Source organism: Faecalibacterium prausnitzii (genome assembly GCF_049532945.1).
Taxonomy (GTDB): Bacteria; Bacillota; Clostridia; order Oscillospirales; family Ruminococcaceae; genus Faecalibacterium; species Faecalibacterium prausnitzii_N.
This window is the reverse complement of record NZ_CP186691.1, coordinates 177,430-187,949: the sequence shown is the minus strand read 5'-3', so window position 1 is coordinate 187,949 and position 10,520 is coordinate 177,430. Positions and strand designations below refer to the sequence as shown.

Below are 10,520 nucleotides of genomic sequence, written 5' to 3'. Positions count from 1 at the left end.
AATATATGGACTGGGATGGTTGTGTTAATTTGGCGCAAAGCTATTTGGAAAACAGTCCACTAATTGTATTAGGGTCAGGTGCTTCAATGCCGTACGGACTACCTTCCATGAGAAATTTGGCTGAAGCAATAGAGGCTGACCCCGTTGTAAAAGACGATCCAGAGTTTGCAAACTTATATCAAGCAATAGATGCAAGCGGTCTTGAGGCGGCAATCGATAGTGTTCAACTTAGGCCGGAAACCATTGAACACATCAGGACAGTGACTTGGGAAACCATAAATCGCCATGATACGGAATTCTTTGACACGAACCAATTATCTCCGCCTAAAGAATTTGTGGAATTGCTAAATAAGGTAATCGCACCTGCACCAAATAAGGCAGTTGTTGTTACTACAAACTATGATAGACTTCCTGAATATGCTGCGGATGGCATTGATGCCACATCTATTACTGGATTCGAAGGTTCTATTTTGCGGAAATTAGAAATTCCAAGTTCGGCAACTAAGCAGCGCCGCACACGGTGTAGGGAACGAACTGTTGATATTTGGAAAGTTCATGGTTCACTGGATTGGTTTGTTGATAGAAATGATAAAATCATTTCTGTACCAATGTCAAGAAAAATCCCGGAAGGGTTTTATCCTCTTGTTGTACCACCAGGAAAAGAAAAATATAGCAGCACCCATAAAGAACCGTATCGTTCGATCATTGCTGAAGCGGACAAGGCATTTATCCAAGCAGGAGCATATTTGTGTATTGGATATGGATTTAATGACGAACATATTCAACCGAAACTGTTGGCGCAAATAGCAACAGGAAAACCAATTATTATTCTTGCTCGTACTATGACGGAGGCATGCCGAAAACATATTATAGAAGCTAAAATACGAAAGTATTTAATCTTTGAAAGGGCAGATGATCAGCATACTACCGTTTATAGCAATGGTTGGTCTGAGACATATGATGGACAATATTGGTCTCTTGAAGAATTTCTAAAAATATGGTGAGGAGGTAGTGTGATGGGCATATTTGAATATAACCAAGATGAGTTGCTGGGAACAGTAGAAAGCGTAGATACATCCACAGCAATTATTAAAGTTGAGAATGATGACAAGCTTAGAGGACTACAAGTTAATCACCTTGTGACTATTCAAAGCTCTAAAGTAGGTCACCACTTAATTGGATTGGTATCTAAAATTATACGAAAATCTGGATTTACAGATTCTGCAGAAGACCTAACGCCAGATTTGAGCTTTAATGTGATTAAAGTAGTGCTGATCGGAACACATTTAGATAAAGAAGGTCTCAAAGAAAATGTCTTCCGCCGCTCTTTGGCAACAGTTCCAACCATTAATGCAGAATGTTACCTGATTAATGGCGAAAGATTGAAACAATTTATGCAGGCGGTCTCTTCTGTTCCTGAAGGACAAGATCAAATTTGTCTTCAAATCGGAAATTATTCTATTGATGAAGATGCGACTGCATGGATTAATGGTAATAAACTATTTCAACGTCATGCTGTAATTGTTGGCAGTACTGGCTCCGGAAAATCTTGGTGCGTAGCAAAAATACTTGAGCAAGTAGCTGAGCTGAAATCAGCAGATGCACTTCTTTTTGATATTCATGGGGAGTACTCTACGCTGGAGGGAGACAACTTTACACACTTAAAGGTTGCGGGCCCTAATGATACCATATCAGAAGGTATTCTGTTTCTTCCATATTGGCTACTTACTTATGAAGAAATGTTGTCTCTAATGTTAGATCGTAGTGATAATAATGCACCTAATCAGGCTATGATGTTCAGTAACCAAGTAATTAAGCATAAAAAAGACTTTTTACATGGTATGGGCTTAGAAGAAATGGAAGCTAACATTACGTTAGATAGTCCCATTCCTTATAGCTTGGATAAAATGATCGACTGTCTGACAGCGTTAGATCAAGAAATGGTACCGGGAGCACGTGCAGGGGCAGAGAAAAAGGGACCGTACAACGGTCAGTTTACTCGTTTCATCCAAAGATTAGAGACAAAGCGAAAAGATAAACGATTGAACTTTATGTTTAGCCGAGAGGAATCGCTGTTAAAATATGACTATATGGATGAACTTTGCTGTAAACTGATGCTACCAGCACAAAATGGGAAAAAGGGTGTCAAAATTATAGACTTCTCCGAGGTTCCTTCTGATATTCTTCCTCTGATAGTCTCCTTGATTGCGAGAGTCGTTTTCTCAGTTCAGCAGTGGTCACAAGTTGGAGAGCGACATCCAATAGCTATTTTCTGCGATGAGGCTCATTTGTATATCCCTGCTCATACAGAGAAAAGTATTGATGATGCCAGTTTGGTTACTTTTGAGCGAATTTCAAAGGAAGGGCGTAAATACGGAGTTGGACTGGTAGTAATATCTCAACGCCCGTCAGAAGTAAATCGAACGGTGTTGAGTCAGAGCAACAACTTTATTGCAATGCGTTTGACCAACGCTGATGACCAGGCGGTAGTCAAGAGATTGCTTCCTGATAGCTTAGGTGATTATGCAGAGATGCTCCCAATTTTGGATATTGGTGAAGCGTTGATTGTGGGGGATGCCAGTCTTCTTCCGAGCAGAATTAGGATTGCGCCTCCAAAGCTGAAGCCAAGAAGTGCGACGATTGATTTCTGGGATGAGTGGGCTAAGGAAACTTCGGCAGTTAATATCCGTAATGCGATTGAGGCGCTGAGAAAACAATCCAAATAATCATAAAACACTTGCTTCTACCTCTCGCAACAGTTGTACTAAGCTTAAGAGCCAGGAGCGAGTTGAAGTAATAAATCAGCCGAGCAGCATCCCACTGCCCGGCTGATTGACTTCATTTAGTTGCTGATTTATTCTTCCATGACCTCAAGCATCATTCTGGCCCCCAGCTTAAAACTATTCCGGAACAGCAGGCACTCTGCCATGGTCTGATATTCACGAACGGCGTCCGTATATCGAGAGAACAGTTCTTTCTGATCATCTGTCATAGTAGCCAGAAGCTTTTCCTCATTTCGGGCAATCAGGCAAAGCACTTCCTTGTATTCCTTGCAGGAGTTTGTGTCGTATTTCGTCGGTTCAATGTTACCATACCAAAATTCTTCAAGAAGTATCATACGGCATCCTCCCCATAGATCAGCTCTTGGAGGATGATTTCTTCCGCCCGATTTCGGATGTTGTTCATGGCACCGACCCATGCCATCTGGTCCTGCGCTTTCAGCTGCTCATTGATACCCTCCTTCTCTGCCAGCTGTGTTATGAGCAGATGGAGTTTGTTTCGTGCCTGGGTATCAATATCAGCCAGATAGCTGTGCAATTTCCCGCTGAGAACAAGGTCGAAATAGAGCACGGGACGATGTTCTTTCAGGTATTGCTGGTGCTTTCTGCCCCACATACCAATAGGAGATGTCCCTGTTTCATCCAACACTAAGCAGGGGATATAGGAGTCGCCCTGGAGTTCATACCAAAGGCCGTTGCTTTGATCGAAAATGTATTTTTTCATTATGCTGTCCTCCGTGTGTGAATTTAATTTTGAGGTGATGACAAGAACAGCAACCAGGTTTCTTTCCCTACCGTTGTCCTGCGTCGCCCTGGGCAGCAATACGCAAGGTACACATAAGGAGCAAAACCTGCTTTTGTGCGTCATGCACGAGGATAAAAATTAGAATCTGATGTGTAGAAAAACAACGATATTAAGCCAAAAATCTGGCTAAAAGCGAAGAAATGACCAGATGGTTGGCAGGGCCAGCACCAAGTCCTTGAAGTTCAGCAAGCGATAATCTACAACTTAAAAATGCTAAAAAAGCCCGGAAATACGCCATTTTCCGGGCTTTTTCTATACCCAAAATTCTGCCTGGACTGTTCGGTTTTGATGGAATTTGAACGGAAATTTATGGGTTTATAGTGGTCAAATTACTGGTGGACAATAATCAAGATATAATAACAGTTATATCTTGAACATTGTACAAACAAATTCCAGTTTGTAGACCTAAAACAGAATACCGTTCCTTACATAGCAGTCATGCGCTTCGGTGCCTGGCTGCTAATTTTTTTGCGAAAGGAGCAGTATCGAATGAAGCTTGTATTAGCGGAAAAGCCCTCGGTTGCCATGAGTCTCTCGAAAGTGATCGGGGCAGATCAGCGCGGGGACGGTTATATGGAGGGCAATGGCTACCTTGTCAGTTGGTGTGTGGGGCATCTGGTGGAACTTTCCCAGCCGGAAGCCTATGATGAAAAGTATGCAAAGTGGAAGTATGATGATCTTCCGATTTTGCCGGAACATTGGCAGTATCAGGTGTCCGCCAGCACGAAAAAGCAGTTCGGAATCCTGAAAAAGCTCATGCAGCGGAAAGATGTGGAGAGTCTGATCTGTGCAACCGACGCAGGATAGTGCGGATAGGTGACTTAAGGAAAAGAAAAAAGAGACCTCATCTCGTTGAAAATCAAATTTCAAAGTCATTAAAGGAGCTATTCAAATGAAACGAAATCAGAATTTCGATCATAATCACTCTCAAAAAGTGCTTTCCTGCCACTATAACATGGACACCAACCGGGTGGAAGCCCGGTTCACGGATGGCTCTGCCGTCGCCAACAGGATGCCCAACTGCCTCAGAACATCCTCAACCCGCTACTTTACAGTGGGGTTGACACGGAGGATTGAGTGTCATCGTTTTTTCATGGCTACCGCCGAAAATCATTGTAACGTATTTTGTGTTACAAATTGGTCAAGCGAATGATTATGATTAAAATTCTCTTACTCGCACAATAAGTCATTTGATAAACTGGTTAAAATGCCAAATAATTTCAAATCATAGTCCAACACACAACAAATGTGGTATAATAACAATATATTTAATGCTTTAACTGTGTTTGCAAAAAGGAAAAGAAGATAAGTATGGAGATTACATGGTTGAAAAATGAAGATAATGCCATTCAATACGTCTATGCCTCTGCTGTTCCCCAAAAAATACCATTAGACATTTTTAAAGAAATTGTTCAGAGCAGTAAAGAAAACTGTCTACCTGAATTTTATGTGATATCTGAACAGGGAAAGTATATCGGATATATTTTATTATTGGCCGATAAAAAAGAAGACATCCCTAAACCTTTTACATTTCTTGCATGTCATAATGGCGATACTCTGCCAAAAGAAACTCACAAAAAAATATTGGAATTTATCGGCAAACGGTGTCGTGTAAACAACTGGAATAAACTCGCTTGGTTGGCCGAACAAGAAATCCAGCAATTGTGATATCATCGTTTTTTAAGCTATCTCTCTATAAAAACTCCTTAAAGACATAAAGGCAAACTTGAATAAATAAATTTATCTAAAAGCCCCACCTACAATAGATATTCCAAATCGAAGAATCTACTGCAGGTGGGGCTTGTTCTATGTGATAAGCTATTTTGTAAAAATCAAATACGTAGATTATATGGCAGAATCATTTGGTGACACTGAAAGCTAATGTTGCGCCATCAACGACACTATACATATCGCCGTTAGCCGCAGTAGCAATTCCAGTAAACTCAACCTCCCATTTTCCTTTAGAGAGTCCATATTTTACATCTTCCGTACCGATTGTGCCGTATGCAGAAATGGCATGATCAAAGGTTCCAAAGGGTGTACCAAGTTTATTGAAATGCAGGTTACCTTCAAAGGAAACAATTACTGCACCCGGAACGGTAATCGTCCATTGGATATACCCTTCAGACAGATAATCAAGTGTACATGAACCAGCATCGCCCCAGAAGGTTTCGCGAGAAATTGGGACAAGTTTGAATGTTGCAGAGTTTACAGTTGTTCCTTTATCAATTTCGATACTAGATTTTTTGGAAGAAAGTGCTACAACGCCTGGTTCAACTGCAACAGCAGCAGGCATCAAAACTGTGTTGAAAACAACCAACGCAGCACTCGTTCCAGCCATTTTAAGGAATTCATTTCGGGTCATCTTTTTCATGTCGATTTGCTCCTTATATTTTATTGACTGTTACAAGTCACCCAGCTACAATTTGGATTCTTTTTCGCTTAATTCTGCACTGGAATCACCTCTTACAAAATTTTAGTATATTGGCATCATCGTGATCAAAAGCAATATCACTAACAGCCACCTCATCACACTATAAAGCCGCAAATTTTCAACTCAGGTGTATGCTCATCGGCAAATAAATGTGAACCATACGAATGCCGCTGTTAAACAACCTGCCAAAACCACTAAAATACAACTTGCCAACTTTGGCTCAATAGCAACTTTTTGATTTTCGCACAGCGCAAATTTCTGAAGTTCCTGAAATGTTGTTTGATTGACATTGCCGTGTATTGCTTTCCATGCAACGAAATGATTTGTAATCAGAAGATAATCTGAAACGATTCCTACAAAAACAATGGCAAAAAATGCTGCGGAAAAGAACCACATTCCATCGCATTGATTCACCGTCAGGATATCCTGAAGGCTTGCTGGCTTCAATGCCCATAAAGCCACAACATATAGCAATACTTCGCAGAAATCTCTTTGGAGTGGCCCTTTTTGCTTAAAGAATCCCATTACATGTTCTCCCTGTTCTTTGAAGTCACTATCAGCCACCAATGGCCTGATAATAATCCGTTTTAGACCGAATCAAAGAGCCATTTGACTTATATTCCTTGACAGTTTGATGATAGCAATGTGTATAGTAGCTATTGTCATAGGAAAATAGGACTTCATACGTAATAGAAGATATTGTCACTTTATAGCAGTCCGAGGACATACTCTGAAGCATCTGATCGAAAATAAACGATGCTGTAGAAGAAATAACTGCTGCTGGTGTGCTTCCCCATGCAGTTGCTAAAATACTGGCTACATCAGATGCTTTTTTGCATTTACGCAAATCACTAGCATAAACCGTATCGGTTGCACTTGTGCCAACATAGCGGTGCTTGAACTGCGACCCTGTCACCTCGCTTCCAGTGAGTGCAGGAATTTGTGCCAGCTGTCCGTTTTTGTAATTTTGCTGATCTTGATAAATTTCATAGAACAAGCTATAGTCACTTCTTGCAGTTGATGTTGTTGATTCACCAGATGCACCTACAACAACAATGTCCATCACATCATTAGGATGCACCGTACGCGTAATTCGTGTGATACCTCCATCACGAATTGTAAGCTGTTCAACAACATCTTTTCCATTCATCGAGTACGAAACAGAATAATTTGATCCTGTCAAAAGAGATTCGCTATTGCCATGATTTGTTGAATCTGCAAAGGCAATGGGCATAATGGAAGCAACACAAAGCAGCACCGCTAACACGCAGGAAATATAACGCAAATATGTTTTTGTTTTCATTTTGTTTTTTCCTTTCATGCATTCCTATAGAACAACGGACTCTCATCTGTGCATCGGAAACACCTCCGAAGTACATTGATTATCGATGCTCTCACTTTTTCAAGAGATATTTTCCAAATGCAAGGACGCCTAGAATATAGAAAAGCTGACGAACAATCAACATAATGAATGAAAGCAGCTCCAACATAATCGAACAGTTCCTTTTAGAAAATTATCAAGAAATATATCCCGTAAGAGTATCGCTATCTTACCTTTCATATGAATTTCAGTCATGCTCAAGCGATTCCGGGACATCCGGCTGATATGCCGTAAAGCCACAGGTGCTGTTCACGCTCAAGACTGCGAGAGCCATTGCCATAATGCAAGTGACCTTGCTCAAGAGCAACATAATCTTTTTCATTTCTGTTACCTCCGTTTGATATTTTTTAGAGCATTCATCTTCTGAAAACACATGAACGCCCTCGTACCTTAGGATATCTTCGCTTGTTTCTGAAAAAACGGAATGATTGCAAAAATCACTAAAACCCATTTTGAAATGTAGTATACCGTTATACTGCGGGTGTCCGGAAGCACATTGAAAATGGCAAACAGGAAATCTATTGACGAAAGAACAGATGCGACCATCTTGTAACTTGACCGCTTCTTTTCACTTAAAGGCTTATTCTTTGCTTCGATAGGTGAGAGAAAGATAGAGATGCCCAAAAGAGCTACTGTTGTCAGGATACGGAAAAGGTGATTTGCTGCGATTGCCTTACTTAGCAAAATGCAGATAAGTGCCAGTCCGGAGAATGCCAAATAGCATCTGGTGTGCGATGTTGCATGGTATCCGCCAATGTAGATTCGCTGTGGGATAAACCCAATCAAAAATGAAAGTGCGTACCGCACATCACCACACACAACAGCGATTAAAACAACAAGCAGAACGCTCACAACAGATGATATGAGCAACTCGTACCCATAGACATACGCATCCGCCTTTGCTTCATCTATCACTTTTTGCTCGCAGAAAAGACGGACTGATTTTTGAGACAGCGTGCGTTCCCACATTGCAGTTGCGCCACCTTATCTTCTGATTTTTGCTTCACTGTATCATAAATTTCAGCAAAATCAAGAGGTTTGGCAAAACTGGTCGTTCTGGTGACAAAAGTGGTAGGTCAGGCTACTTGTAAGGAGCCTTTGCACAGTCTATAATAGTAGCAGGACATTATTTTGTGGAGGTTGTCGAAATGCTGAAGTACCACGTTGCAGTCTGCGATGATGAGAAATCAGACCTTGATGGCATTGTTCAAAGCGTCCAGCAGTACGATGTGCAAGGCTGCTTTGACATTGAAACTTACATGGATGGAAACGAACTTCTGAGCGAATTGCAAATGCAGAAGAAATCCTTTGATCTGCTTCTTCTCGATATCGAGATGCCATCCAACGGTTTTCAGCTGGCGCAGTCTTTGATTCAGATGGAGAAGCATCCTTTGGTGGTATTTGTCACGAAGCGGCATGAGTACGCTGTGCAGGGATATGGCATTGCATTCCGCTACCTTGTCAAACCTTTGGATCAGACGCTGTTCGCTGCGGCAATGGATGCCGTCCTTCAGGAACTGAACTCCAAACATTTCACGATCGAATACGATGGTGTTACCATGTCCTTGGAAACATCGGACATTTACTTTCTGGAAAGCCACGGACATAAAGTTCTGATTCACTGCAAGGAGCAAGACCTTACATTGCGAATGAGCATTCCTGAAGTCTTGGAGCAGCTTCCCAAACGGTGCTTTGTGTCACCACACAAAAGTTATCTCGTCAACATGGAACACATTGTTTACGCTACGGGAACCGCTGTTTTTCTTTCCAGCGGACATCAGCTGCCGATCAGCAGGAGGAAGCGTCAGGAGTTCAATCAGATCTTCAACGCTTATTTGGGAAGATGATGCTTTATTATTTCGTTGAGTTTGCAGGGAGCTTTGCCAACATTGCCCTGTTGCTGCTTTTTATCGGTCGGCTGTTTCCCAAAAAGGAGCCCGTCTCAAGGTGGTTCTATGCCTATGTTGCACTCTTGATTGCTGGGCAGTGTGCTTTGAGTTTATTCCCGGATTGGGTGACGCAGCGCACGATCTATCTTTTAGTTGGCGGATTTTTCCTTGCATTGCTGTTCTATGAGGTTCGACCGTGGCAGGCGGTTTTTGCAAGCGGAGCTTTCTTCACACTGATTGCTTTGGTGGAAGTGCTTGCAATGCTTCTGATTGGGCTGCGTATCCCGGATACCGACATTCTAATGCAGGCTGGGGCAGCACGGTTGGTCTATGTTGTTTTTTCAAACCTGATTCAAATTCCACTCGTAGTCCTGATCTCACATTTTTTCAGCCGAAAAGGAAATGCTCTGCGTATCCTATGGCTGCTGCCGATCATTGCGATTCAAATCGCAAGTATTGCTGTCTGTTATGTGGCACAGTATCATGCTGCGGATGAGTATTTTCCGGATTATATGGTCGGTCTTATGGCGGTGCTTCTCCTTATAAACATCCTGATCGTGTTCTATGTGGAAGCTCTCCGGGAAAATGAACTGGAAAAATTCAAAGTTAAGTTCAACGAACAGCAGTACAATCTTCAAATGGAATACTACCAGCAGCTCAAAGAACGCCAGGAAGAAGTCCGTTCTCTGCGGCATGATGTGAAGAAATACATCCTGGCGATGCAGGCAGTTGCAGAACACGGTGATACCGAAGAACTTCACAAGATTGCGCAGGCTGCCACGGATGTTTTCGAGCGTTCCACAAATATTTCTGCGGTCGGAAATCCTGTTGTTGATGCTCTTTTGAATTATTACTTACGAATTGCGGAAAGGAATAACATCAACGTCAAACTGGATGTGACGATTCCTGAAGTCCTGACGATCTCATCGTTGTCTTTGAGCATCATTATCGGAAACACATTTGACAATGCCATCGAAGCCTGTTGCGACCTGCCAGCGGAACAGAGAATCATTCATCTACAACTGCGCAAGCAGTATCGCAGTCTCTTTTATCGGCTTGAGAATCCATACAGCGATACCGTCCGCAGCATCCGCATCGGAGAGTATCGCGGTTACGGACTAAAGAACATAAATCGTATCGTTCAGGAGAATCATGGTGACTTCTATACGAAAAAGAAAGACGGTGTGTTTACCGTCCAAGTCCGCCTGAACTGCGAAAATTAAATATGTTT

General features: G+C 42.0%; 14 protein-coding genes and 1 pseudogene. 7 read left to right on the top strand and 8 right to left on the bottom strand.

What is annotated here, in order from left to right; genetic code table 11:
• Positions 1–5 precede the first annotated feature (5 nt).
• Positions 6–1,004, top strand: coding sequence for an SIR2 family protein (locus tag ACNQFG_RS00880; RefSeq protein ID WP_423405662.1), 999 nt, complete (start codon positions 6–8; stop codon positions 1,002–1,004).
• A 12-nt stretch (positions 1,005–1,016) separates the two neighbouring features.
• A complete protein-coding gene (locus tag ACNQFG_RS00875; protein ID WP_423405661.1) occupies positions 1,017–2,726 on the top strand; it encodes an ATP-binding protein in 1,710 nt (569 codons plus the stop codon).
• Between the two features lie 128 nt (positions 2,727–2,854).
• Here the strand turns inward: ACNQFG_RS00875 and ACNQFG_RS00870 are convergent, their stop codons facing one another.
• The 3 genes from ACNQFG_RS00870 to ACNQFG_RS00860 all read right to left on the bottom strand — a co-directional run bounded on the left by ACNQFG_RS00870 (position 2,855) and on the right by ACNQFG_RS00860 (position 3,823).
• Positions 2,855–3,118 carry a DUF6809 family protein gene (locus ACNQFG_RS00870; RefSeq protein ID WP_423405660.1) on the bottom strand — a complete coding sequence of 88 codons (264 nt, stop codon included), beginning with the start codon at positions 3,116–3,118 and terminating at the stop codon, positions 2,855–2,857.
• The gene (locus ACNQFG_RS00865) at positions 3,115–3,504 is read right to left on the bottom strand and encodes a TnpV protein (RefSeq protein WP_423405659.1); all 390 of its coding nucleotides are present in this window, start codon (positions 3,502–3,504) and stop codon (positions 3,115–3,117) included. Before ACNQFG_RS00865 ends, ACNQFG_RS00870 begins: the two co-directional genes overlap by 4 nt.
• Before the next feature lie 190 nt (positions 3,505–3,694).
• Positions 3,695–3,823, bottom strand: coding sequence for a hypothetical protein (locus tag ACNQFG_RS00860; RefSeq protein WP_423405658.1), 129 nt, complete (start codon positions 3,821–3,823; stop codon positions 3,695–3,697).
• A 251-nt stretch (positions 3,824–4,074) separates the two neighbouring features.
• On the opposite strand from ACNQFG_RS00860, the pseudogene ACNQFG_RS00855 reads away from it, so the two are divergent.
• From ACNQFG_RS00855 to ACNQFG_RS00845, 3 genes and pseudogenes are all read left to right on the top strand, one after another.
• Positions 4,075–4,389, top strand: a pseudogene (locus tag ACNQFG_RS00855) (toprim domain-containing protein); the annotation flags it as partial.
• 88 nt (positions 4,390–4,477) lie between these two features.
• Positions 4,478–4,738, top strand: a complete 261-nt coding sequence (locus ACNQFG_RS00850; protein WP_423405657.1) for a DUF6061 family protein — start codon at positions 4,478–4,480, stop codon at positions 4,736–4,738.
• 158 nt (positions 4,739–4,896) lie between these two features.
• Positions 4,897–5,253 carry a hypothetical protein gene (locus ACNQFG_RS00845; protein ID WP_055187024.1) on the top strand — a complete coding sequence of 119 codons (357 nt, stop codon included), beginning with the start codon at positions 4,897–4,899 and terminating at the stop codon, positions 5,251–5,253.
• Positions 5,254–5,443: 190 nt separating this feature from the next.
• Here ACNQFG_RS00845 and ACNQFG_RS00840 read toward each other — a convergent pair whose 3' ends face one another.
• The 5 genes from ACNQFG_RS00840 to ACNQFG_RS00820 all read right to left on the bottom strand — a co-directional run bounded on the left by ACNQFG_RS00840 (position 5,444) and on the right by ACNQFG_RS00820 (position 8,369).
• Positions 5,444–5,959: a hypothetical protein gene (locus ACNQFG_RS00840; protein WP_055187025.1), complete on the bottom strand. Its 516-nt coding sequence runs from the start codon at positions 5,957–5,959 to the stop codon at positions 5,444–5,446.
• 195 nt (positions 5,960–6,154) lie between these two features.
• The gene (locus tag ACNQFG_RS00835; protein WP_055187026.1) at positions 6,155–6,544 is read right to left on the bottom strand and encodes a hypothetical protein; all 390 of its coding nucleotides are present in this window, start codon (positions 6,542–6,544) and stop codon (positions 6,155–6,157) included.
• Positions 6,545–6,575: 31 nt separating this feature from the next.
• Complete coding sequence (locus ACNQFG_RS00830; RefSeq protein ID WP_133300985.1) at positions 6,576–7,322, bottom strand: hypothetical protein; 747 nt, start codon at positions 7,320–7,322, stop codon at positions 6,576–6,578.
• 265 nt (positions 7,323–7,587) lie between these two features.
• Positions 7,588–7,722, bottom strand: coding sequence for a cyclic lactone autoinducer peptide (locus ACNQFG_RS00825; RefSeq protein ID WP_165852945.1), 135 nt, complete (start codon positions 7,720–7,722; stop codon positions 7,588–7,590).
• Between the two features lie 68 nt (positions 7,723–7,790).
• Positions 7,791–8,369 carry an accessory gene regulator B family protein gene (locus tag ACNQFG_RS00820; RefSeq protein ID WP_412621048.1) on the bottom strand — a complete coding sequence of 193 codons (579 nt, stop codon included), beginning with the start codon at positions 8,367–8,369 and terminating at the stop codon, positions 7,791–7,793.
• 179 nt (positions 8,370–8,548) lie between these two features.
• Between ACNQFG_RS00820 and ACNQFG_RS00815 the strand changes: the two genes are divergently transcribed.
• The gene (locus tag ACNQFG_RS00815) at positions 8,549–9,247 is read left to right on the top strand and encodes a LytTR family DNA-binding domain-containing protein (RefSeq protein WP_317422671.1); all 699 of its coding nucleotides are present in this window, start codon (positions 8,549–8,551) and stop codon (positions 9,245–9,247) included.
• A complete protein-coding gene (locus ACNQFG_RS00810) occupies positions 9,244–10,512 on the top strand; it encodes a GHKL domain-containing protein (RefSeq protein WP_423405656.1) in 1,269 nt (422 codons plus the stop codon). The genes ACNQFG_RS00815 and ACNQFG_RS00810 overlap by 4 nt, the downstream gene beginning before the upstream one ends.
• Positions 10,513–10,520 lie beyond the last annotated feature (8 nt).